Raw genomic sequence first — 22401 nt, 5'->3', positions numbered from 1 at the left:
TCTTTAAACGCAGACATAATATGTCAAAGAGGACAAATATGAATATTCACACTATTGCCAATCATTTAAATGGACTTGGCGACAACAGCTCTACTGGGTTCCAGTTTGACTGTTACCCCATTGAAGGGGATGTAGAAGTGTTGCAGGTCAATGTGGTTGGCCGTGAAGAGATCCCCGTATTTGTTTCGGTAACGGAAAACCAAATCCTCTGCATCAGTTATCTCTGGGGAGAGGATGAACTCAAGCAGGAACGCCGTGCCGAGATGTTTGAAACCATGTTGGAACTCAACATCCCTATGCCACTGTCTTCATTCGCCAAGATTGACGATAAATATGTGGTTTACGGTGCACTCTCCCTGCAATCGAGCATGCTGGAAATAGAGCAGGAACTCTCTGTCCTGTCTGACAACTGTCTCGAAGTCATTGACGAACTGGTCGACTTTTTGAAATAAGGAGCCAAATCATGGGCATACTGAACAAAATTCTTACAGCATTCCGCGGTGGGGCCAACGAAGTCGGCCAAAGCATAGTGGATGCCAACTCAACCCGCATCTTCGAACAGGAGATCCGTGACGCCGAGAAACACCTCACCAAGGCCAAGCGTGAACTGACAGATGTGATGGCCAAAGAGATGCAAGCCAGCCGTGAAATCGATCGCATTAAGCGTGCTGTCGCCGAGCATGAAGGCTATGCCACTCAGGCACTGGAAAAAGGCAATGAAACTCTGGCACTGGAAGTGGCCGAGAAAATTGCCCAGCTGGAAATGGAACTGGCCGAGCAACAAACTGCCAACGACAGCTTCAGCGCCCATGCTGCCCGCCTGAAAGATCTGGTGAAGAAGACCGAACGTCAGCTGGCCGACTATCAGCGTCAGTTGAGCATGGTCAAGACCACTGAAAGCGTGCAAAAGGCCACGGCTTCCATTACCGACTCTTTCGCGTCAAGCAACTCCAAGCTGCTCAACGCCAAAGACTCACTGGAGCGTATCAAGGCACGTCAGCAACAGTTTGACGACCGCTTGAAGGCTGCCGAAAACCTGGAAGCCGAGAACAGCGACCAATCGCTGAAAGCCAAGCTGGCTGAAGCCGGTATCGGCGAGCAGAAGAGCAACGCCAGCGATGTGCTCGAGCGTTTGAAAGCCAAGAAAGGCTGATAACCTATGGGATTCTTTGGCAGCCTGTTTGGCAAAAAAGAAACTCCAGTGCGTCAGCTTAAGCACCCATCAGAGCTGCAAAAGGGCGATATGATCTCCCTTGATGACAGCTTTGCCCTGCCCGCGCATCTGCGCGGGCAGCAGCTTAGGGTCGAAGCCGTCAATACCTATGAGTATCAGCGCAGTCAGTCGACTGAATGGGAACTCAAGGGGCACAGCGGCGAAGCCATCTATCTGGGGCTGGATGAAGACGACGAAACCTGGCTGGCTTTCTCGCTGAAGATAAGCCGCGCTCAGGTCGATGCCTTATTCGATCTGGATGATTTCTCCGCGATCTTCGATGAGCCGGGGAAAGCTGAGCTGAGTACCAAGGCACTCACTGCCGAGACTGAGATGCTTGAGCAATGGCTCGGGAAACACTACCATCAGGTCAGTTTTGCTGAGTTTGGCTATTTCCACCGGGAAGATTACCGTGGACTCAGGCCGCCTCAGGATGCTGACGGTGCAACAGGTGATGCCTTCGAAAGCTATCAGTTGCTGGATGACGATGAATCTCGCGCTCTGGATATCGAAGTCTATGAAGGCGGCGAAACCGACGTTGCGCTGACCCTTTACCGCCCCCTCAGCGATATTCGTGACTACTGGCCAGGAGAATAATGCGGCATGAGCAAGAACCACCCTTATCCGGAAAAATGGTTACAAAACCAAAAGGCTGCCAAGGCGACTCAGGTAGCTTTTGATCTGGATGAAAGGTTTCAATACTCCATCCGCAAGGCGGCCCTGGATACAGGTGTCAGCCCTTCAGATCAGATACGCATGATATTGGGTTTATCCGTGGCCAAGCGTCCCAAGCGGCCACGGTTAACCGTTTCGCTCAGCCCCACCGATTATGTCCAGCTCGCCGAAAAATACGGCCTTGCTCCGGATGCGCAATTGGAAATCAAAAAACGGGTATTGGAAGACCTGGTACAATTCGTAGACGAGCAATAAACAAGCGCGTTTACAGCTAACGGCAAGTCTTTTACCCTGAAAGGATACAAAGTTTCTCAATGGAAGAACCAATGCCGGATAAATCTCGCTGGTTCCTGAAACCGCCTGTTCAGGTCTCCCCTTTCGAATTGGCGATGATGATGTTGTCGCTGATCTCTGTGGTTGTGATCCTTATCATGACCTTTGTCCCTGTCGATCCTGAAACCCACAAGTTGTTGTTTTATATCGATACGGGTATCTGCTTTATCTTTATGAGTTATTTCCTGGTGGGTCTGTTCCGGGCAGAGAATAAACTCACCTATATCAAGTCTCACTGGGTCGACTTTGTCGCCAGTATTCCGGCGATTGAAGCACTGCGCTTTGCCCGTTTATTTCAGATCCTCAGGGTATTGAGGCTCATTCGCATGAGTCGTTCCCTGATAGGGCCACTGCTGAAGCAAAGGCGTCAGGCCACCATCGCCAGCTTGCTGGTATCCATGGTCACCATCATCACCATAGCCTCGGTATTGATGTTGCTGGTGGAAAGCGGCGTCGAAGGTGCCAATATTCAAACCGCCGAAAACGCCATCTGGTGGGCAATAGTGACCATTTCCACCGTAGGTTACGGTGACTTTTACCCTGTGACGACAGTGGGCCATGTAATAGGTGGCGTGGTCATCGTCTGCGGGGTCAGTTTCTTCGGGGTTATTTCCGGTTATATGGCATCACTGTTTGTCGCTCCCGATGAGCAGGAGAGCCTGGAAAACCAAAGCAAGGTCATCAAGAGCGAGTTGGATCTGGTACTCGAACGCATGGAAGCCAACCAACAACAGATGCTGACGGAAATCGCCGACTTGAAACAGAAGCTGGCGCAGCAGCAACGGGACTAATCAATCGACTAAAAAGGACGCCGAGGCGTCCTTCTTTGTGCTTACTTCCGGGCTATTCGTCCGGAACTCTTACCAGGCATCAGCGCCAGTAGGGTTGCTGCTGCAGTGCCATCTTGCGGGATTGTTCCATGGCAAAAATCAGACTCTGCTGTTTGTCTGCCAAAGCCTCGGCAAGCTCTGGCGCCAACTGCTCGGCCATGGCATAAGCGCCAAGACTGATGATCCCCTGACTTAAGTCCTGCCAGGGCGCGCGGAAACTATCGCGAGCCTTGGATGAGTAGAGACTGCCATAGGCCAGCCCCACCAGAATGCCTTCATCCAAGGGAGCTGCCAGCTTGAGATAATCATCACGGCTGAGTTCGTCTCCCGGCATGGCCGCCAGCAGTTTTTGCCAGGAAGCCTCCTGCAGACCGTCACAGGTTCCCTTCAAGCCCCCTGCCACGGCTATCTGCATCTCGCCACTGGCCAGCTCAAGCAACATATTCACCAGTTGCAACTGCAGCTGACCATAACGGCAATCCTGCCATAGCGCTTGCAAGCGGCTGCGGAAATCCATCTTTTGCAACTGTTGCACGGCTCGCTCGCGCACGCTCTCGGCATTGGCCAACTTACCAAGCAACAATTTATCCTGGGCCAGACGCGTGAGAGAGTTGGCTTCTGTTACAAAGGCGAGTTGCTGCTCCAGCCAGGAAAATCCCGCATCTGTCTGGCTGTTGCCCAGAGTAAACTGGCCCAGGGTCAAGCGCAGCAGGCGCACACAGGAGCGCAGACGCTGCCACAATAACGCTTGCCCTGCCGGGTCATCCAAACTCTCGGCAATCATGCCCTCCAACAGCTGCCAACGCTCCAGCGCCGTTTCCAGCACCACCAGGAGGGTAGCTTTGATATCACTGTCGCAGGGCAGGCTGATATATTGCAGCGCCTCCAACGCCAGCGGACTGGCCTGCTGCGCCAGACGATAACCTCGCTGCGCCTTGCTGGCCTTCCCAAGACGCATGGGCAGATTGGCAGCAACCTGCTGTGCCAACGGCAAGAGATCGGCCGCCCGGCCACGCTTGAGTTCAAACTCCAACTCACAAAGCGATTCGCTCTGGCCCCCGGCGGCGATAGTGCCGGTATCCAGAGCCAGTTCTATCAGGCTCTCCCCCTGAACCACCAACCAGCGGCAACGCTGAAAATCGGTATGAAACAGGCAGGTAAGCCGGGCCTGCAACGCATCGATGTCGGAATTCTCAGGCCAAATTTCGGCGGGAAATAGCGACAAAACCGGGCTATTGGCGTCTATATCGACATTGTATTCCGGCCGACTATGGATCCCACCGCTAACACGACCGGCCGTTTTTATGGTTTGCTCCCGCTTGCCATCACATCCGCGGACTCTAAGGCCCATATCCAGCTGACGCAGTGCCAGCTCGGGCGTATCATAATAGCCATTACTTAGCTGCTGGCACCCTTGGGATGTGGCAGCGGGTAAGGAGTTCAGAAATGTGGTCAGGCGACTGACTTCCGTGGCGGGGAAAAAGAGCTTAAGTTCTATCTCATTTTGTTGATTGTCGGCATCCATGGTGCACTACTGCTCATTTTGTCATCAAAAATTCATCATCTCGTCATTTCGAGGTCACAATGTCATATTGTTGTCACAAAAATGACCTAGGATTATCCTGTCGGGTGATATATAACCCGATAGAATAAGAACTGACGTGTTTTCTGTAAAAACACAGTTTCAATAAGCGGACGCTTGGGTTAACATTCGCCCGCTTTTCCAATAATGGAATAACCTAAATAGGTAAACGGCTATGCCAGTAAACTCTATTTTAGGCGTGTTTGCAAAATCGCCGATAAAACCTCTGCAAGAGCATATAGACAAAGTATACGATTGCGCTTCGTTACTTGTGCCCTTCTTCGAAGCAACCATAGCTGAAGATTGGGACAATGCGGTCACTATTCGCAAGAAGATCAGCCAAGAGGAAAAAGAAGCTGACTCACTGAAACGCGAAATCCGCCTGACACTGCCAGGTGGTTTGTTTATGCCAGTAGAAAGGACTGACTTGCTGGAGCTCCTGACTCAACAGGACAAAATCGCCAATAAAGCCAAAGATATTTCAGGTCGAATCATCGGCCGCCAACTGCTTGTCCCTCAAACCATCCAAACCCCTTTCATCGCTTATTTGCAGCGCTGCCTGGATGCAGTCGCCCTGGCCAAAGAAGCGATCAACGAGCTCGATGATCTGCTGGAAGCAGGCTTCCGTGGCCGTGAAGTGGATTTGGTAGCCAAAATGATCAGTGAACTCGATGCCATCGAAGAAGACACTGATGATCTGCAAATTCAGGTGCGTCGACAGCTGTTCGCTATGGAAGCTGAACTGAATCCTATCGATGTCATGTTTCTCTATAAGATAATTGAGTGGGTTGGTGACCTGGCAGATCTTGCCGAACGTGTCGGTTCCCGCCTTGAGCTGATGCTGGCTCGCGTCTAACAAACAAAAGGTTATCAAGGTAACAACATGGTTGATGTATTAGTCACCTATGGCCCCTGGCTCATAGGTATCGCGGCTGTTTTCGGGTTTCTTATGGCCTGGGGCATTGGAGCCAACGACGTGGCGAATGCAATGGGTACGTCTGTTGGTTCAAACGCAATTACCATTAAGCAAGCGATCATTATCGCAATGATCTTTGAATTCGCCGGGGCCTATCTGGCCGGTGGCGAAGTCACCAGCACCATTCGCAATGGGATCATAGATTCCAGCTACTTTACCGAAGTGCCGGAACTCCTGGTCTACGGCATGATAGCTTCGCTGCTGGCCGCAGGCATTTGGCTGGTCGCCGCATCAGCTCTGGGCTGGCCGGTTTCCACCACTCACTCTATCGTGGGTGCCATCATAGGTTTTGCCGCCGTGGGCGTGGGCACTGAAGCCGTTGCCTGGGGCAAAGTCGTTGGTATCGTTGGCTCTTGGGTCATCACCCCTGCGATTTCCGGCTTTATCGCCTTTATGATTTTCCAGAGCGTACAAAAACTGATTTTCAACACCGAAGATCCTCTGGGTAACGCCAAACGTTATGTGCCTTTCTACATGGCCTTTGCCGGCTTTGTAATGTCTTTGGTCACCATCACCAAAGGATTGAAACACGTTGGTCTCAAGTTCAGCACAGTGGAAGCCTATCTGCTGGCACTGGCGATTGCCGTTCTGGTGGGTATCGCAGGTAAAATTGCCATCAGCCGCCTGAAAATGAGCAGCAAAAATGACCGCCAAACTCAATTTGGTAACGTGGAAAGAGTTTTCGCAATCCTGATGGTAGTGACTGCCTGTTGTATGGCTTTTGCCCATGGTTCCAATGACGTGGCCAACGCCATCGGCCCATTGGCCGCGGTAGTCTCTGTAGTCAGCAGTGGCGGAGAAATCGGCTCTAAGTCAGCTTTGGTTTGGTGGATTCTGCCTCTAGGCGCCGTCGGTATCGTTATGGGACTGGCCATATTCGGTAAGCGCGTAATGACCACCATAGGCAAAAATATTACTCACCTGACTCCAAGTCGCGGCTTTGCCGCCGAGCTGGCTGCTGCGTCAACCGTGGTTATCGCCTCGGGCACAGGTTTGCCTATCTCCACCACTCAAACTCTGGTGGGTGCGGTACTGGGTGTGGGCATGGCCAGGGGTATTGCCGCCATCAATATCGGTGTGGTTCGCAACATTGTGGTCTCTTGGGTCGTCACCCTGCCAGCCGGTGCCGGCTTGTCTATTCTGTTCTTCTTCACCATTAAAGGTGTGTTCGGCTAACAGAAATAGCTGTAGAAATCACGGTAAATATCATGATTATAAGAGGGAAGTCGAATGACTTCCCTCTTGCATTGGCGCCCTCAAATCCCTAGCATGTGGGCAGTATTTTGCGACAGAGAATGACTAAGTGTTAAGACTCCTGACTCTCATAGGGATGATGCTCCTGTCTCCCACCCTATTGGCCCAAGGCCAGACGCGCTATATTTCGGACGATGTCTTCATCTACATTCATGGTGGACCCGGCACTCAATACCGGATCCTGGGTAGTGTCGAAGCCGGTCAGCAGATAAGCGTGTTGCCTGAGCGCCAAGGCGATTACACCAAGATTATCGACCATAAGGATCGTGAAGGCTGGGTATTGACCAGCATGATCTCCAAGGACAAGTCGCTGCGTTTTCGCGTCTCAGAACTGGAAAGCCAGTTGGCCGAAGCCAAAGGCCAGCTCACAGGACTTCAGAGCGAAAATGGTGACTTCAAGGGCGAGCTTGGCAGCCTCAAGTCTCAGCTGAGCAAGGCCCAGGCGGAACTGGCTGAAGCCAGCACAGAACGCGATGAAGCCATAGCTAAGCTCAAGTCGATGAAAGACAATGAACGCTTCCGTATGTGGCAGGAAGGCGGACTCATCGCCGCCCTGGGTTTAATCCTCGGGGTCATTCTGGTTTACATGCCAAGACCACAGCGACGCAAGAAAGATCGTTGGATGTAATAGCATTTTTCCCTTCTCAAAGGCCAGTGTTTAAAACCACTGGCCTTTTGTTTATGTGACTTTACAGCTGGGGTACGTAAAGCCAATTAAACAATTTTCACATTCCCACCAAGATTGGTGTCACAGATCACATTTTGATTGTATAATCGGCGCGCGCAAGCGCCAATATTGTATACAAAAATAATAAAGCGTCTTTTGCGTCAGACATATTCCAGGTAATTCGAGCAGTCCTTAACTGCCCCCCAACCGGCTTAGATGGAAGCGATAACTATGTTCAAAGCGAGTGAAGTTCTGGCAGGCCACTATGATAGCGCCAATCTCGACGAACTCTTTAAAGCCATCAGTGACAACTATATTGTCGACGAAGAGCAATATCTGTCCGATCTGATCAAGCTAGTCCCGTCGAGTGACGAAACCATAGAGCGTGTGACCCGTCGCGCCCACGACTTGGTCAGCAAGGTTCGTCAATATGACAAAAAAGGTCTGATGGTAGGTATAGACGCTTTTTTACAGCAATACAGCCTTGAGACTCAGGAAGGCATCATACTCATGTGCCTGGCCGAAGCCCTGCTGCGGATCCCGGATCCGGAAACGGCCGATGCCCTGATTGAAGACAAGCTATCAGGTGCCAAATGGGACGAGCATCTGTCAAAGAGTGATTCTGTATTGGTCAACGCCTCGACATGGGGCCTGATGCTGACGGGCAAAATCGTCAAACTGGATCGCAACCTGGATGGCAGTCCAAGCAACTTATTGAAGCGCTTGGTTAATCGCTTGGGTGAGCCGGTGATCCGTCAAGCCATGTATGCCGCCATGAAGATCATGGGCAAGCAGTTCGTACTCGGCCGCACAGTTAAAGAAGCGCTGAAAAACAGTGAAGACAAGCGCAAGCAGGGCTATACCCACTCTTACGACATGCTGGGTGAAGCCGCACTGACCCAGAGAGACGCCCAGAAATACTTCCAGGATTACTCCCACGCCATCAGCGAATTGGGAGCCCAGCAGTACGATGAATCCCAGGCGCCCAGACCGACGATTTCCATCAAACTGTCGGCGCTGCATCCCCGCTATGAAGTGGCCAATGAAGACAGAGTCATGTCCGAGTTGTATGCCACAGTGATCAAACTGATTGAGCAGGCTCGCAGCCTGAATGTCGGTATCTCTATCGATGCCGAAGAGGTAGACCGTCTTGAGTTGTCGCTCAAGCTGTTCCGCAAGCTATACAACTCAGAAGCCGCCAAGGGCTGGGGCCTTTTGGGAATAGTGGTGCAGGCATACTCCAAACGGGCACTGCCTGTACTCCTGTGGCTGACCAAGCTTGCCAAAGAGCAAGGCGATGAAATCCCGCTGCGACTGGTGAAAGGCGCTTATTGGGACAGCGAACTCAAGTGGGCTCAACAGGCAGGTGAAGCCGGTTACCCTCTCTACACCCGCAAGGTGGGGACGGATCTCTCCTATTTGGCCTGTGCCCGTTTCCTGCTGTCGGACAAGACCCGTGGTGCCATCTATCCACAATTTGCCAGCCATAACGCCCAGACGGTCGCGGCCATCAGCGATATGGCCGGCGATCGTGAGTTTGAATTCCAGCGTCTTCATGGCATGGGACAGGAACTGTACGACACTATTTTGGCGGAAAGCCGAGCTCGCACCGTCAGAATTTATGCCCCGATAGGTGCCCATAAAGATCTGCTGCCCTATCTGGTGCGCCGTCTACTGGAAAACGGTGCCAACACGTCATTTGTGCATAAGTTGGTGGATCCCAAGACACCGATCGATTCACTGATCACCCACCCTCTGGTGACAGTCAAACAATACAAAACCCTGGCCAATAACAAGATAGTGAAGCCTGCCGACATTTTTGGCAGTGAACGCAAAAACTCCAAGGGACTCAATATGAACATTCTCTCTGAAGCCGAACCCTTCTTCGCAGCACTGGATCAGTTCAAGACTCATCAATGGCATGGCGGCCCGCTGATCAATGGTGAAACCCTGAGCGGCGAGTCAAAGGCGGTTGTCAGCCCCTATGACACGACACAAACCGTCGGTCAGGTGGTTTTTGCCGACAACCAAGCCGTCGAGCAGGCCATAAGTTCAGCGGTCGCCGCCTTCCCAGCCTGGTGTCGCACGCCGGTGGAAAAGCGCGCCAGCGCGCTGCAAAAACTGGCCGACCTGCTGGAAGAAAATCGCGAAGAACTGATCGTGCTCTGTACCCGGGAAGCAGGCAAGAGCCTGCAGGACGGCATAGATGAAGTCCGTGAAGCCATCGACTTCTGCCGCTACTATGCGGTGCAGGCCAAGAAGATGATGAGCAAGCCCGAACTGCTCCCTGGGCCAACCGGTGAATTGAACGAGCTATTTGTTCAAGGCCGCGGTGTGTTTGTCTGTATCAGCCCCTGGAACTTCCCGTTGGCGATTTTCCTCGGTCAGGTGACTGCTGCCCTTGCTGCCGGCAACACGGTTATCGCCAAACCTGCCGAGCAAACCTGCCTGGTGGGTTACCGCGCCGTACAACTGGCCCATGAAGCCGGGATCCCCAAAGAAGCGCTGCAATTCCTGCCGGGTACAGGCGCCAGTGTCGGCGCCGCACTGACCAGCGATGAACGTATCGGCGGCGTATGCTTCACAGGTTCTACCGGCACGGCCAAGGTGATCAACCGCGCTCTGGCTGCCCGCGAAGGCGCCATCATTCCGCTTATCGCCGAAACCGGTGGTCAAAATGCCATGGTGGTGGACTCCACCTCCCAGCCGGAGCAAGTGGTCAACGATGTGGTTGCCTCTTCCTTTACCAGTGCCGGCCAGCGCTGCTCGGCGCTACGGGTACTCTATCTGCAGGAAGATATCGCCGATCGGGTACTGGAGATCCTCAAGGGTGCCATGGATGAACTCAGCATTGGCTATCCAGGTTCAGTGAAGACAGATGTCGGCCCTGTGATCGATGCCACAGCCAAGGCCAATCTCAACGCTCATATCGAGCACATCAAACAGGTAGGCAAGCTTATCAAACAGGTGGAGCTGCCCGCTGACTGCAAGGATGGCCATTTCGTTGCTCCAACCGCGGTGGAAATCGATTCCATCAAGGTGCTGGAGAAAGAACATTTCGGCCCGATACTGCACGTTATCCGTTTCAAAGCCTCAGAGCTGGACAAGGTGATTGCCGATATCAACAGCACAGGCTTTGGTCTGACTCTGGGGATCCACAGCCGCAATGAAGGCCACGCCCTGAGCGTTGCCGACCGAGTCAATGTAGGTAACGTCTATATCAACCGTAACCAGATTGGCGCCGTGGTGGGTGTGCAGCCCTTCGGTGGTCAGGGGCTTTCCGGCACAGGCCCCAAGGCTGGCGGGCCACACTACCTGACCCGCTTTATGACGGAAAAGACCCGCACCAACAACATCACAGCCATAGGTGGCAATGCCACTCTGCTGTCACTGGGTGATGCGGAATAATCTCCACCCATGAAAAAAGCCAGGAATAGTTTCCTGGCTTTTTATTACCTGCTCGCGGCAAACAAACTCGCGCTATCAGCTCTTGGCTTCCTCGGGACAAAAGTTGTCCATCACCAGAGCGCAGGCTGCATCGCCGGTAATATTCAGCGATGTACGTATCATGTCAAATACCCTGTCGAGGGCAAACAGCAGTGGCAATCCATCAATAGGGATCTTGGCCGCCAGTAATACGGCCACCACCAGGAAAGAAGGTCCCGGCACCCCTGCCTGGCCAATAGCGCCCAAGGTAGAGGTGAAGATGATAGCCGCATAGGCGGCAAGGCTCAGATCAATGTTATACATTTGGGCAAAGAACATGGCGACCAAACCATAATAGATGGCGTTGCCGCTCATATTGATGGTGGCGCCCAACGGCAATACGAAAGAAGCCGTGGCTTTTGAGACTTTCAACTCCTGCTCACAGGTTTCCATATTCACCGGCAAGGTTGCCATGGAGGAAGCGGTGGACAGCGCCATGACCTGTGGCTTTTTCATTGCACTGATAAAGCGTGCCGCCGACACCTTGGAAAACAGTTGCACCACCAAGGGGAAGAAGATGAAACCATAAATCAAAATTGCCCCAACGAAGACGATGAACAGTTTAAATACCACCTCCAGTGCTTCAAAACCAAAGGTGCCGACTGAGTCAGCCATCAGACCGAATACGCCTATGGGAGCCACCAGCATCACACAGTTGATCATCCATACCATGGCCTCCGTGATGGCGTTGAGCGCGCCGAGGATCGGCTTGGCACCATCGCCCTTGACCTTGGTCAGTGCTATGCCGAAGAAGATACTGAACACCAGGATCTGCAGAATATTGCCGCCGGTAAGCGACTCAAACACATTGGTTGGTATCATGCCGATGAAGGTATCCATCACCCCGGGGAGATCGCCCTGCTCCTTGGTGACCTCCATCAGATCCGTCATACTGTGAGCGGTAAAATCAACACCCTTGCCCGGTTCAAACAGGTTTCCCAGCGCCAATGCCATCGCCACGGCAATGCCCGAAGTCACAATAAAGAAGCCGAATGTTCCGAGACCGATTTTCCCCGCCGATGGCGTATCCCCCAGGCTGGCGGCACCGGAGATGATGGCCACCAATACCAGAGGAATGACCAACATCTTGATTAGATGGATAAAAATAGTCCCCAGTGGGGCAAACATGCTGGCATCTTTGCCCAACCACCAGCCGACAGCCGCCCCCAAAAACATGGCAATCACGACTTGCACGCCGATATTGCCAATCCAGTGTTTGTTATTCATTGTTATGTCCCCGCCGCACAAGGGCGTCATCTTGTCAAAATCAAAGCGGGCAAAGGTACCACATTCAAGCCAATCGCTTCCGTGAGTTTTCTCGACTCAGGCTCAACAATTAGTCAAAAATGGCAAAAGATGCAAAGAGAATTGGAAAAATTCAATTCTCTTTGCCTAGAAATGAGGAAAGTTTAAAAAAACTTGGATTTCAGCGGCCAGAAGTAGAGATATTTCAAAGCCTACAGCTGAGTAGAAACTGCCAAGGCTGCCGCTGCGGCCAATGCCACCAGCACTATCCAGACCATCGCATTGCCGCTCCCCGGCTCTTGGTCGGCCAATTCCAGTTCCGGATGCCCCTGCAAATAGTCTTCCACCTTCCTCTTTGCCTCTTTTAGGCTCAAGTTCTCACGTTCACGCAGGTGTTTAATTGCAAGAATCTTTTGCTTGTCTTCCAGCAAACTGATCACTTCCAAATCCAAGGAGCTTTCTTTGGTAGGGTTCATAGTATCTTCCTGATTGAGGGTGGACATCATTGTCACGACTTTCCTAATACAGATAACTTTAGCCATAAAAAGGTGTTGAGCCAAGTAGTAACTTGTTCTCTTTTTTAGCTATTAATGTTTTCCTACGGGATAAAAGCCTGGCTCCTACAAGGCAAAAAACATCAAAGCGCATTGATTGCGCTGCAACCGCATGTTTGTGCCTCAATTGCGGCCAATATGAGAGATTTATTCCCATAACCGCTTCAGAAAAAAACCACTACAGCACGGGGATTTTCACAGTAACCCGCTATTTATTAACGGCAACACCCGATTATTAACAAAGTTTAATTCCCTCCTCATCTTGGCCTCATCTGCAGTTGTTTATTCTGCCGCCGTTGTTGAAATCCATGACCCTAAGGAGAACAGAATGCAAAGAAGCATATGGCTGGTTCCTCTCGTTGCCGGACTGAGCGCCTGTGGCGGTTCAGACTCCAATGAGCCGAACAATCCCGATCCCCAACCGCCGGTTTCCACTTTGGCCAAGACTATCCAAGGTACCCTGCAAAAGGTCGATACGGATAAGCTCTGGGTCAATGGTGTAGAAATCCCGGCGGCCCGGGCCAGTGTTGAAATCAATGAAACCAAGGCCAGTGTCGCCGAGCTGAAACCCGGTATGCAGCTCAACATCAAGACAGATGGCAGCAGTGCCACCAGCGTGGATTATGACCCTGTGCTGGTTTCCCCGGTGAGCGCTATTGATGGCGAGCAAGCTGTTGTGGCCGGCTACCGGGTGACTGGGCTGGACATAAGTAAAATCAAGGCCGGTGACATAGTTGAGATCAGTGGTTATAACCTGAGTGATAACCAGTTCAAGGCCACCTACTTTGCTATCGACAATGACAGGCAAGAGATGGAAGTTGAAGGCCGGGTAAGCAAGCTGGACACCCATCTGAAGCAGTTCTATATCGGTAGCATGCAGGTGGACTATGGTGCCAATGCCGTGCAGGTAGAAGGCACGCTGGCCAATGGTTCCTGGGTAGAAGTTGAAGGTCAATATCAGGGTGAAGTATTACTGGCTTCTGAAGTGGAAGTCGAACGCGCCCCGGATTTGGACAACGGCACTGAGGTGGAACTTGAAGGTCAGGTTACCTGGGTCAACGAGTTGCAAACCCGCTTTACCCTGAACCAAAAATGGCAAGTGACACTGGATGGCAAGACTCTCTTTGAAGATGGCACTGTTGCCGATCTCAAACCCGGTGCCTTGGTCGATGTGGAAGGCCTGTGGCAAGACGATACTCAAGAGCTGAAGGCCATCGAAATTGAATTTGAGAAACAGAGTCAGCCTCCTGTAATTGCAGGCCACGGCTTCGAGGTTGAAGGCAAGGCAGTGTATGAGGCCGGTGTATTCAGCATCAACGGCATAGTGCTGACACTGACGCCTCAGACCCGCTTTGAAGATGGTTTGAACCAAGCCAGCCTCAACGGCACCTGGGTACAGGTTGAAGGATCAGAGCAAAATGGCCAATTCCTGGTAATGGAAATCGAACCTGAGGTGCAGGAAGCGGACATAGAGCTCAAGGGCTTGGTCAATGATGACGGTCAAGGCGCCAGCCTCTGGGGTTATAAGGCCAGCGACGACAGCCTCAAGCCTCATATCGGCAAGAGGGTCGACCTGGAATGCCGCTTCAGTGGCGAACTGCTGAGCCAGTGCCGCCTGGATGATTGATAGCGCAAGACTTTGCTAACCCAAGGTTTTGGGCAAAAGAGTGCCGGCTTTCTGCCGGCACTCTTGTATCTATTTCTGTAGACGGCTTTATCGCAAAGGCCTGAAGCCTGCGTAACTCAACTTGCCTTGCTGGTTTAACGGGTCACCAAGAGGTTTTAGTTTGGCCTCGGTGCGGCTCTTACAGCCACAGCCGCCACAACCGCCTTTCGCATCCGCTTCATGGCCATGATCATCACCATGACAAGCTGCGCCGGTTTCATTATGACCATGGCAACCACAGCCGCCACCACAACCTCCTTTGGCTTGATGTTTGAGTGATGGACGTCCAGCCGCGGCATTGGTCAGCCGCAACTGAATATCGCTGGCCGCAACCAGCAAAGCGGCGATATCGCAGCTCTCTTTGCCTGGCCGACAAACGCTGATGCCGCCATCGAGCAGCTTACCCAACATTCGCTCGCCGATTTGATCCACCAACACAATGCGGCCACCTTTGTCCTTGATAAGTTGCAGCATCGCCTTTTTGGCGGCGCAGTTACCGCCTGCGACTGCCGGGTTATCCAGGGTAAAACAGTGGTTATGGTGGTTATCATAAAAGGCCAGTTCTTTGGCCTTGGTAAAATGCCCGGCCAAGCGGCCCCGGCTCAAGGGTATCACTATCATCTCTGTTCCTCAGTGTGGGGCAACTCCAGCATCTGTCCCTCTATCAGGGCCTTGGCCAGCTTATGGCGTGCCTGCTTAATCAAGTTGCCAAAGGTCTGTCTGGATATCCCCATCTGCTCGGCGGCCTCTTGTTGCGCCAGACCGCGAAAGTCGGCTAGCGCCAGGGCCTCAAACTCATCGGCCGCCAAGGCGACCGCCTCCAGGGCTGAGGCCGGAATGCCGTTGGGTTTGTAGAAGCGGCAGGGCGTGCCATGCTGCAGGCGGCGGCATTTTCTGGGTCTGGGCATGGGAGTATCCTTATTGGTTATTAGCATATGCCAATAACTTTATTCTGACTTTGAACCCGTATGGGATCTGTGATCCAGGCGAGAATTTAGCGCTTTTAAAGCAAAAAGGGATGCCGATGCATCCCTTTGAATAAGTCTATCTTGAGTCTTTTTTGAGTATCTTCTTGAGCCTCTTCTTGAGTCTCTTTTTGAACCTCTGCGGCTCAATGTAACCTCTGATACAGGGCGCTGTAGACGGTCGACTCCTGCAGCAGTTGCTCATGGCTGCCACTGGCCACTAGCTTACCTTCATCCAACAGGTGAATGGCATCCATCTGCGCCATACCTGTTAGGCGATGACTTATCATCACCAGCGTCTTATCTTTGGCAAACTGCAGCAGCAACTTGAGGATCTCCTGCTCGGTACGCCGATCAAGCCCCTCTGTGGGCTCATCAAGCAGCAGCAGCGGCGCATCCCGCAGCAATGCACGAGCCACGCCAATCCGGCGCTGCTCGCCACCGGATAACTGACGCCCGCCTTCACCTATCCAGGCTTTGAGCCCCTCACCCGCAAGCAGCCCCTCCAGTCCAACCTGGCGCAGCACCTCGGCTAGCGTGTCATCGGTAACTTTTTCCGGCAAGGCCAGCTGCAGGTTATCTCTGAGACTGGCGCTGAGCAGTTGCACCCGCTGACTGAGCACTGTCATGGAAGCCCGCAAGGTCTTTTCATCCAAGGAGGCCACAGGCACGCCGCCCAGCAGTATCTCACCCTGCTGCGGCTGCCACTGACGGGTTATCAAGGCCAGCAGGCTGGACTTACCCGAGCCGGTTTTCCCAAGGAGCGCCACCTTGCTGCCCGCCGGTACCTGCAGCGACAAGCCTTGCAGCACTGGCTGGGTATCTGTGTAACCGAAATGCACATCTTTAATGATAAGGGCGCCGCTCTCGGGCATGGCTGCCGAGACGGCAGGGAATTCAATGTCAGAGCGCTGCTCTGTCAGCTCGGACACCCGCTTGGCGGCCAAGAGCACAGAAGACAGATGTTGAAAGGCGCCGGCCAGCGGCATCATCATCTCGATACAGGCCAGAGTGGCAAACAAAACCATGGCCAGCAAAGGCCCGGGAGGCACGGCCGGCCCAACACCAGCGGCGGCAAACCAAAGCAACAGCAACACCAACAAGCCGTGACAGAGGATCAACATGGCCTGGCTCAGGCCGGTGATCGCCGCCATCGCCTTCTGACTGGCAAACCAGCTCTGCTCGGCGCGGTCGAGTTCCGCCCGAAAGCTTTCAGCAGCGCCGCCTTTGGCATCGGAGAACAAACTCAGCTCCGCCTGGCCGGACAACCATTCCAACAGCCGAACCCGGTAGCTGCGCCGCGCTTCAATCAACTCGCGCCCGGGCTGCCTGCCAAGCAGATAGAACACACTCGGCAACAACAACCAACTGAGCAAGAGGCCAGTACAAAGCAGGATGGCCAAGTTGAGATCAAACCAACCGATAAAGGTGGTCAATGCCAGCAACATCAGCAAGAAGGCCGTCAGCGGCGTCAACAACCTCAGATACAGGTGATCCAGCGTGTCGATATCGGCCACCAAACGGTTGAGCAGATCGCCGCGGCGCATCCCGGATAGATTGCGTTCACTCAAAGGCAGCAAAGAGCGCCAGGCCCACAACCTGAGATCGGTCAGGATCCTGAAAGTGGCCTCATGGGTAGCCAGCCTTTCACCGTAGCGGCTTGCCGTGCGGGCAATAGAGAGGAAACGCACCCCGCCCGCCGGAGTAAAGTAGTTGAAGGTTTCCGCCGTCGCCAGAGCCAGACCGGCCACTGCCGTAGCAGATAAGAACCAGCCGGAGAGCGACAACAGGCCAATACCGGCCATTAGGGTCGTTACTGTCAGCAGCAGGCCGACAAACATCATCAAAGACTGGCGGCGGAACAGACGGATAAAGGGCAGTAACAGCTTCATCTCAGCGCTCCTCCCCTGACTCTGGTTCTGGTTTTGATTCTGACTTTGACTCGGGCGCGGGTTTTGAGTCTGTCCCGGCCTCCGCCTCAGTGGCCGCTACAATCGGCGGCGCCGATGCTTTTGACGTATCATCGAGGGAGACCGCCAGCGGCAGCTCATCCAACATATGCGCCAGCAAGCCCGGCTGCGCTTTGAGCTCGGCAAAGGTGCCCTGCTGCACCAGTTTTCCCTGATCCAGCACCAGGACTCTGTCCATCCGATCCAGTTGATCCAATCTGTGGGTCACCATCAGGCAGCCTTTGCCTGCCATCGCCTGCCACAGCGCACTCAGCACCAGTTGTTCACTCTGGCTGTCGAGGCTGGCGCTGGGCTCATCGAGCACAAACAGCTGCGCCTGACGCCCAAGGGCACGGGCCAGTGCCAACCGCTGCGCTTGCCCCACAGACAGGCCTCCGCTGTATTCATCCAATTGATGCGCCAGCCCATCCGGCAAGGCGCGAACATAGTCGGCCACCTTGGCCTGTTGCAGATAATCCCACAATTGCGCCTCGGTCAGCTCGGGCTGGCCGAGGCGCAGATTATCGGCGATGGTGCCGTGGAACAGCTGAGGATTCTGGCCAAGCCAAGCGATACGGCTACGCCAGGCGGCAGGATCCAGCTCGGCCAGTTCAATACCATTGAGCTTTAAGCTGCCCTCATAGGGCAGAAACCCCAGCAGAGCGTTGAGCAGGCTGGTTTTACCGGCGCCACTCGGGCCCACCAAGGCCAGCTTCTCGCCCGCCGCTAAGCTAAAACTCAGCGGCCCCAGTAAAGGCACGCCGTCTATGCTCAACACCTTGAGATCCCGGGCCTGCAGTTCAATGCTCTCACCGGGGAGGGGCTGTTCGCCACGCTTGAGCGGCTCAGGCAATTCCAGCAGTGCCATCAAGGATTCGGCGGCGCCCACCGCCTGGGCCTTGGCATGGTAGTGAGTACCCATGTCGCGCAGCGGCTGATAAAACTCTGGTGCCAGAATCAGCACAAACATCCCGGTAAACAGGCTGATACCCATGCCGTAATGGCCAAAGTCCAGGTGCCCCAGATAACTGAAGCCGAAATACACCGCCAAAATGGCGATGGATACCGCGGCGAAAAACTCCAGTACGGCGGAGCTGAGAAACGCCATTCTGAGCACTGCCATGGTACGCTCACGAAAGTCTTCCGAGGCCTTGCCTATGGCGCGCTGCTCCGCTTCGGCGCGATAGAAAAGCTTGAGTGTCGGCAAAGCCTTGAGGCGATCCATAAAGTGGCCGCTCAATTGCTGCAGCGCACTGAAATGCTTGCGGTTGGCATCGGCGGCGCCCATGCCGACCAAGACCATAAACAGTGGAATAAGGGGAGCTGTGCCGAGCAATATCAGGCCACCGACCCAGTTGATGGGGAAAACACATACCAAGATGATCAGCGGAATAAAAGCCGCCAGGCTCATCTGCGGCAGGTAACGGCCGTAGAAATCCTGCAAGTCTTCTATCTGTTCCAGCACTATACTGGCCCAACTGCCGACAGGCTTGCCATTAACAAAGGCCGGCCCCAGGCGCTCAAGCTTATTTAGCACAGCGGCGCGCATCTGCTCTCTAAGGCGCCTGCCGGCCTCGAAGCTGACTCGCTCCCTGAGCCAAGCGATAACCGCTCGCAGCAACACCAGAGTGGCAAAGGCCAACATATGCGGAATAAATGCCTGCCTCTCTAGCTCGTTGATGATCAGCCCCTGCAACACAGTGGCCAGCACCCAGGCCTGGCCCACCAGCGCCAAGCCGTTGAGCACGCCCAACAACACAGAGAGTTTAAGGAAGGGGCCACAGGCAGATTGCTGCGCTTTGAGCCAGCGACCGAGTTGTTTCTCTAAGGATTTGTCCATGGGATCCTACTGCAAAATCAGCTAATGACTCTATTGCTGCCAAAGCCGCAAGGCAATAGCTTGACCTAAGGCGAATCGTTCGGTAGGCAAGCAGTATCGCAGGCATTGCCAAGGGAAGAAACCCGCCGCCAAGGAACTGTTACCGGACTCACAAAATTTGCGCCAGATCAAATAATCGTATCTTAAGCCGAACGGATTAAGCCCAGGTTAACGCCATCCCCACAATCTACTTAACGCTAGATCTACTTAACGCTAGAGGGTCACTTCGATGGCACAGCTACCGCAGTGAGCACACGGTGCATACTCACGGAGTAATACCAGCTCAATTGAGACTACCGACCAGAGATGGAGTGCCCTCAACGGCTGTGACCAAAACGCACCAGCACATGCCACAGCAACTTGAGCTGCTGCTTGAGCTCGGTTTCATTGCCATGCATGCGCCACTGCTGCGGATCTTTATGCAGTGCCAGCGCCGCCTCCCCTATCAGACGGGCATCGAGCAGGCCATCCGGTGCCACCAAGGCGGCGAGCTTGGGCATGGCGGCACCGCGAAAATCTGGCGGCACTTGGTCAACCGGCATTTGATAGCCCTGATGCCAACACAGCTGCAGTCGGTACTTGTCACACAAGCGCTGCATCAGAATCTCCATCTCTGTGCCTTTGAATGCCGGATCGGCCACCAAGTGAGTCAAGTCTTCACCTATCACCAGCTCACCATGGCATTGAGCCTCAATGTAATGATCCAGGTCACCGCTCATGGGGCGCTCAAACCTGGCTGCCACCCCCAAAGGCAAGGCATCAACTAGATAATCGACCAAGGCCGCCGGGCGCAACTGACTTACACCCAATGCCGAACTACGCTCAAAGCACTCGTTGAACAGCGCAGCAAAAATATCTTCAAAGCAGGCCGCAGTGCCTTTTTCCCTGGGCTCTCGGCAGGAGTCCAGATAGCTGAAAGTGCAGCGGTGCAGCAACGCAGGTGATGACAAAAGATAACAACTGCCGAAACGGGCCGAGGGGCCGTTTTGGTGCATGCCCAGATCCAGGGCGCCGTATTTGGGGCGCCCTCTGGCGCCACGATAACAGTCGCCAAACAGCTGGTTTTCCCAATGATCTCGCGGACCACCAACCTGAGGCGAGAGTTTGCCGTTGGATACCCGGGTTTCAAACTGGGTCTTGTAAATACCGTCGGCCAGCATACCGGCCAATACGGGCCAACCGCGGGAGTCGATTCTGTCCGGGTGGAAATGAAAGGCGATGCGGCCATGTTGAGCCAGCATATTCAACCCGAGCGCAAGCCGTGCCGTGTCGATGGCGGACATCAACTGCACATTCTTGATCACGCTCAGGGCATACTCCCTGCGATGCAGGGCCTGTGCCTGTATATGCTCTATTGCCCCCATACACCTCACCGAGTCGAGGCCTGAATTTGGCTCTTGCTTTTCCAAGATAGGTTAAGCGGCTGCTTTGCAACAGTAAAAGTTAAGACAAGCGTAAAATAAAAGGGTTCAAGTTGGCTGCAATTAGCACTTTAGCCGCAAATGCTGTAAGCTTGCCGCCTTCGCCGCAACGCTGTGCACTGCGGCTCCCATATCTCAGCTCCGCGCTGTCAATTGAGAAGATTGCATGAGTTTTGCCTCCCTGGGCCTGTCGGCCCCGATTTTGAACGCTGTCGCCGAACAAGGTTACTCCACTCCATCCCCCATTCAAGCCCAGGCCATTCCCGCAGTATTGCAGGGCCGGGATGTGATGGCTGCCGCCCAGACAGGGACAGGCAAAACCGCCGGCTTCACCTTGCCTTTGCTGGAGCGTCTCAATGGTGGCATTCGTCCGCGGGGCAACCATATCCGCGCTTTGGTGCTGACACCCACCCGTGAGCTGGCCGCTCAGGTGGCCGAAAGCGTCAGTCTCTATGGCAAGCATCTGGATCTGCGTAGCTCAGTGGTCTTTGGCGGTGTTGCCATTAACCCACAGATGCAGACCTTGAGAAAAGGGGTCGATATCCTGGTGGCCACACCGGGGCGCCTGTTGGATCTGTACCAACAAAATGCCGTCAAGTTCGGCCAGCTGGAAGTGCTGGTGCTGGACGAAGCCGACCGCATGCTGGATATGGGCTTTATTCACGACATCAAAAAAATTCTGGCTTTGCTGCCGGCCAAGCGACAAAACCTGATGTTCAGTGCCACTTTCTCTGACGACATTCGCCGCCTGGCAAAGGGCTTGGTGCACGATCCCGCCGAGATCTCAGTGGCTCCGGCCAATAGCACCGCCGAGCGGGTGAGCCAGAAGTTGCACCCGGTAGACAAGTCAAAGAAATCGGCGCTGCTGACCTCGCTTATCAAAGAGTACAAGTGGCAACAGGTACTGGTGTTTACCCGCACCAAACACGGTGCCAACCGTCTGGCCAAGCACCTGGATGGCAAAGGAATTGGCGCGGCGGCCATCCACGGCAACAAGAGCCAGGGTGCCAGAACCAAGGCACTGGCCGATTTCAAGAGTGGCAAGGTCAAGGTATTGGTTGCCACAGATATTGCCGCCCGCGGCCTGGATATAGATCAATTGCCACAAGTGGTTAACTTCGATCTGCCCAATGTGGCCGAAGACTATGTGCACCGCATCGGCCGTACCGGCCGCGCCGGTGCCAGTGGTCAGGCAGTGTCTCTGGTAAGTGCGGAAGAATTCAAGCAGCTCAAAGACATAGAGCAGCTGATCGGCAAGACTATCGAGCGTGAAATCGTCAATGGCTTCGAACCTCAGGAAGCCTTGCCGGAATCGCGACTCAACCCGAACAAGATAGGCCCGAAAAAGCCCAAGAAGCCGAAAAAGCCCAAAGAGGGACATCAGGATGGCCAGCGCAGCGGCAACCTGGACAAAGGTAATGGCAACAAGCCTGCCAATGCTGAAAACCGCCATCGTCGTCCGGCCCAGGGCGCCAAGACCGAGGGCTCAAGTGCCAGACGTAAGCCCACAAACGCCAAGCCTCAAGGCGGTCGCTCCCAGGAGAGTAAGCCCCAGGGCGCCGGCAAGGGCAATAGCGGCTCAGGCCAGCAGCGCAATAACCAGGGCCGAACATCACAGCACCGCGACTCACAAGCGCGCGGCTCCCGGCAAAGAAATGAGCGCTAAGCTCAATCAAGCCTGAGATTGAAAGCCCACCCGAGTGGGC

19 protein-coding genes are annotated in these 22401 nt (G+C 54.0%); 11 read left to right on the top strand and 8 right to left on the bottom strand.

Features of this window, described 5'->3' with window-relative positions:
- Positions 1 to 38: 38 nt before the first annotated feature.
- The 5 genes from HCX89_RS11755 to HCX89_RS11735 all read left to right on the top strand — a co-directional run bounded on the left by HCX89_RS11755 (position 39) and on the right by HCX89_RS11735 (position 3012).
- Positions 39 to 452, top strand: coding sequence for a YjfI family protein (locus HCX89_RS11755; protein WP_025010359.1), 414 nt, complete (start codon positions 39 to 41; stop codon positions 450 to 452).
- Between the two features lie 11 nt (positions 453 to 463).
- Positions 464 to 1153 (top strand): PspA/IM30 family protein, encoded by a 690-nt coding sequence (locus HCX89_RS11750; protein ID WP_025010358.1) that lies wholly within the window; start codon positions 464 to 466, stop codon positions 1151 to 1153.
- 6 nt (positions 1154 to 1159) lie between these two features.
- Positions 1160 to 1810 (top strand): hypothetical protein, encoded by a 651-nt coding sequence (locus tag HCX89_RS11745; protein WP_101059218.1) that lies wholly within the window; start codon positions 1160 to 1162, stop codon positions 1808 to 1810.
- A 6-nt stretch (positions 1811 to 1816) separates the two neighbouring features.
- Positions 1817 to 2143 (top strand): hypothetical protein, encoded by a 327-nt coding sequence (locus HCX89_RS11740; protein WP_025010356.1) that lies wholly within the window; start codon positions 1817 to 1819, stop codon positions 2141 to 2143.
- 71 nt (positions 2144 to 2214) lie between these two features.
- Complete coding sequence (locus HCX89_RS11735; RefSeq protein ID WP_144191759.1) at positions 2215 to 3012, top strand: ion transporter; 798 nt, start codon at positions 2215 to 2217, stop codon at positions 3010 to 3012.
- Positions 3013 to 3091: 79 nt separating this feature from the next.
- Here the strand turns inward: HCX89_RS11735 and HCX89_RS11730 are convergent, their stop codons facing one another.
- The gene (locus HCX89_RS11730) at positions 3092 to 4576 is read right to left on the bottom strand and encodes an inorganic triphosphatase (RefSeq protein WP_037436941.1); all 1485 of its coding nucleotides are present in this window, start codon (positions 4574 to 4576) and stop codon (positions 3092 to 3094) included.
- Positions 4577 to 4808: 232 nt separating this feature from the next.
- On the opposite strand from HCX89_RS11730, the gene HCX89_RS11725 reads away from it, so the two are divergent.
- From HCX89_RS11725 to putA, 4 genes are all read left to right on the top strand, one after another.
- Complete coding sequence (locus HCX89_RS11725) at positions 4809 to 5489, top strand: TIGR00153 family protein (protein ID WP_025010354.1); 681 nt, start codon at positions 4809 to 4811, stop codon at positions 5487 to 5489.
- 27 nt (positions 5490 to 5516) lie between these two features.
- Positions 5517 to 6785, top strand: coding sequence for an inorganic phosphate transporter (locus HCX89_RS11720; RefSeq protein ID WP_028780527.1), 1269 nt, complete (start codon positions 5517 to 5519; stop codon positions 6783 to 6785).
- Positions 6786 to 6912: 127 nt separating this feature from the next.
- Positions 6913 to 7491: a TIGR04211 family SH3 domain-containing protein gene (locus tag HCX89_RS11715; protein ID WP_025010352.1), complete on the top strand. Its 579-nt coding sequence runs from the start codon at positions 6913 to 6915 to the stop codon at positions 7489 to 7491.
- 255 nt (positions 7492 to 7746) lie between these two features.
- Positions 7747 to 10938, top strand: a complete 3192-nt coding sequence (gene putA, locus HCX89_RS11710; protein WP_025010351.1) for a bifunctional proline dehydrogenase/L-glutamate gamma-semialdehyde dehydrogenase PutA — start codon at positions 7747 to 7749, stop codon at positions 10936 to 10938.
- A gap of 75 nt (positions 10939 to 11013) precedes the next feature.
- Here the strand turns inward: putA and HCX89_RS11705 are convergent, their stop codons facing one another.
- Complete coding sequence (locus tag HCX89_RS11705) at positions 11014 to 12243, bottom strand: dicarboxylate/amino acid:cation symporter (protein WP_025010350.1); 1230 nt, start codon at positions 12241 to 12243, stop codon at positions 11014 to 11016.
- A gap of 230 nt (positions 12244 to 12473) precedes the next feature.
- On the bottom strand, positions 12474 to 12737 hold the full coding sequence (locus HCX89_RS11700; RefSeq protein ID WP_037474925.1) for a hypothetical protein: 264 nt from the start codon (positions 12735 to 12737) through the stop codon (positions 12474 to 12476).
- A gap of 406 nt (positions 12738 to 13143) precedes the next feature.
- Between HCX89_RS11700 and HCX89_RS11695 the strand changes: the two genes are divergently transcribed.
- On the top strand, positions 13144 to 14442 hold the full coding sequence (locus tag HCX89_RS11695) for a DUF5666 domain-containing protein (RefSeq protein WP_167716147.1): 1299 nt from the start codon (positions 13144 to 13146) through the stop codon (positions 14440 to 14442).
- Between the two features lie 87 nt (positions 14443 to 14529).
- Here HCX89_RS11695 and HCX89_RS11690 read toward each other — a convergent pair whose 3' ends face one another.
- From HCX89_RS11690 to HCX89_RS11670, 5 genes are all read right to left on the bottom strand, one after another.
- A complete protein-coding gene (locus HCX89_RS11690) occupies positions 14530 to 15102 on the bottom strand; it encodes a NifB/NifX family molybdenum-iron cluster-binding protein (protein ID WP_101059221.1) in 573 nt (190 codons plus the stop codon).
- The gene (locus tag HCX89_RS11685) at positions 15099 to 15389 is read right to left on the bottom strand and encodes a DUF134 domain-containing protein (protein ID WP_025888568.1); all 291 of its coding nucleotides are present in this window, start codon (positions 15387 to 15389) and stop codon (positions 15099 to 15101) included. The genes HCX89_RS11690 and HCX89_RS11685 overlap by 4 nt, the downstream gene beginning before the upstream one ends.
- Positions 15390 to 15592: 203 nt before the next feature.
- Positions 15593 to 17338, bottom strand: coding sequence for a cysteine/glutathione ABC transporter ATP-binding protein/permease CydC (cydC, locus tag HCX89_RS11680; RefSeq protein ID WP_167716145.1), 1746 nt, complete (start codon positions 17336 to 17338; stop codon positions 15593 to 15595).
- A 1-nt stretch (position 17339) separates the two neighbouring features.
- Entirely contained in the window at positions 17340 to 19235 is a 1896-nt protein-coding gene (cydD, locus tag HCX89_RS11675; protein ID WP_167716143.1) for a cysteine/glutathione ABC transporter permease/ATP-binding protein CydD, read from the bottom strand.
- Between the two features lie 356 nt (positions 19236 to 19591).
- On the bottom strand, positions 19592 to 20638 hold the full coding sequence (locus tag HCX89_RS11670) for a DUF3626 domain-containing protein (protein ID WP_107005557.1): 1047 nt from the start codon (positions 20636 to 20638) through the stop codon (positions 19592 to 19594).
- Between the two features lie 223 nt (positions 20639 to 20861).
- Here HCX89_RS11670 and HCX89_RS11665 point away from each other — a divergent pair, with 223 nt between their 5' ends.
- On the top strand, positions 20862 to 22361 hold the full coding sequence (locus HCX89_RS11665) for a DEAD/DEAH box helicase (RefSeq protein WP_167716141.1): 1500 nt from the start codon (positions 20862 to 20864) through the stop codon (positions 22359 to 22361).
- The last annotated feature ends 40 nt before the right edge of the window (positions 22362 to 22401 follow it).

This window comes from Shewanella sp. Iso12 (assembly GCF_012030025.1).
GTDB classification, from domain to species: domain Bacteria; phylum Pseudomonadota; class Gammaproteobacteria; order Enterobacterales; family Shewanellaceae; genus Shewanella; species Shewanella algae.
This window is presented reverse-complemented; position numbering and strand designations above follow the sequence as displayed.

Coding starts and splice junctions, on each gene's coding strand:
- HCX89_RS11755 (WP_025010359.1), top strand. CDS start 39: ATGAATATTCACACTATTGCCAATCATTTAAATGGACTTGGCGACAAC.
- HCX89_RS11750 (WP_025010358.1), top strand. CDS start 464: ATGGGCATACTGAACAAAATTCTTACAGCATTCCGCGGTGGGGCCAAC.
- HCX89_RS11745 (WP_101059218.1), top strand. CDS start 1,160: ATGGGATTCTTTGGCAGCCTGTTTGGCAAAAAAGAAACTCCAGTGCGT.
- HCX89_RS11740 (WP_025010356.1), top strand. CDS start 1,817: ATGAGCAAGAACCACCCTTATCCGGAAAAATGGTTACAAAACCAAAAG.
- HCX89_RS11735 (WP_144191759.1), top strand. CDS start 2,215: ATGCCGGATAAATCTCGCTGGTTCCTGAAACCGCCTGTTCAGGTCTCC.
- HCX89_RS11730 (WP_037436941.1), bottom strand. CDS start 4,576: ATGGATGCCGACAATCAACAAAATGAGATAGAACTTAAGCTCTTTTTC.
- HCX89_RS11725 (WP_025010354.1), top strand. CDS start 4,809: ATGCCAGTAAACTCTATTTTAGGCGTGTTTGCAAAATCGCCGATAAAA.
- HCX89_RS11720 (WP_028780527.1), top strand. CDS start 5,517: ATGGTTGATGTATTAGTCACCTATGGCCCCTGGCTCATAGGTATCGCG.
- putA (WP_025010351.1), top strand. CDS start 7,747: ATGGAAGCGATAACTATGTTCAAAGCGAGTGAAGTTCTGGCAGGCCAC.
- HCX89_RS11705 (WP_025010350.1), bottom strand. CDS start 12,243: ATGAATAACAAACACTGGATTGGCAATATCGGCGTGCAAGTCGTGATT.
- HCX89_RS11700 (WP_037474925.1), bottom strand. CDS start 12,737: ATGAACCCTACCAAAGAAAGCTCCTTGGATTTGGAAGTGATCAGTTTG.
- HCX89_RS11695 (WP_167716147.1), top strand. CDS start 13,144: ATGCAAAGAAGCATATGGCTGGTTCCTCTCGTTGCCGGACTGAGCGCC.
- HCX89_RS11690 (WP_101059221.1), bottom strand. CDS start 15,102: ATGATAGTGATACCCTTGAGCCGGGGCCGCTTGGCCGGGCATTTTACC.
- HCX89_RS11685 (WP_025888568.1), bottom strand. CDS start 15,389: ATGCCCAGACCCAGAAAATGCCGCCGCCTGCAGCATGGCACGCCCTGC.
- cydC (WP_167716145.1), bottom strand. CDS start 17,338: ATGAAGCTGTTACTGCCCTTTATCCGTCTGTTCCGCCGCCAGTCTTTG.
- cydD (WP_167716143.1), bottom strand. CDS start 19,235: ATGGACAAATCCTTAGAGAAACAACTCGGTCGCTGGCTCAAAGCGCAG.
- HCX89_RS11670 (WP_107005557.1), bottom strand. CDS start 20,638: ATGGGGGCAATAGAGCATATACAGGCACAGGCCCTGCATCGCAGGGAG.
- HCX89_RS11665 (WP_167716141.1), top strand. CDS start 20,862: ATGAGTTTTGCCTCCCTGGGCCTGTCGGCCCCGATTTTGAACGCTGTC.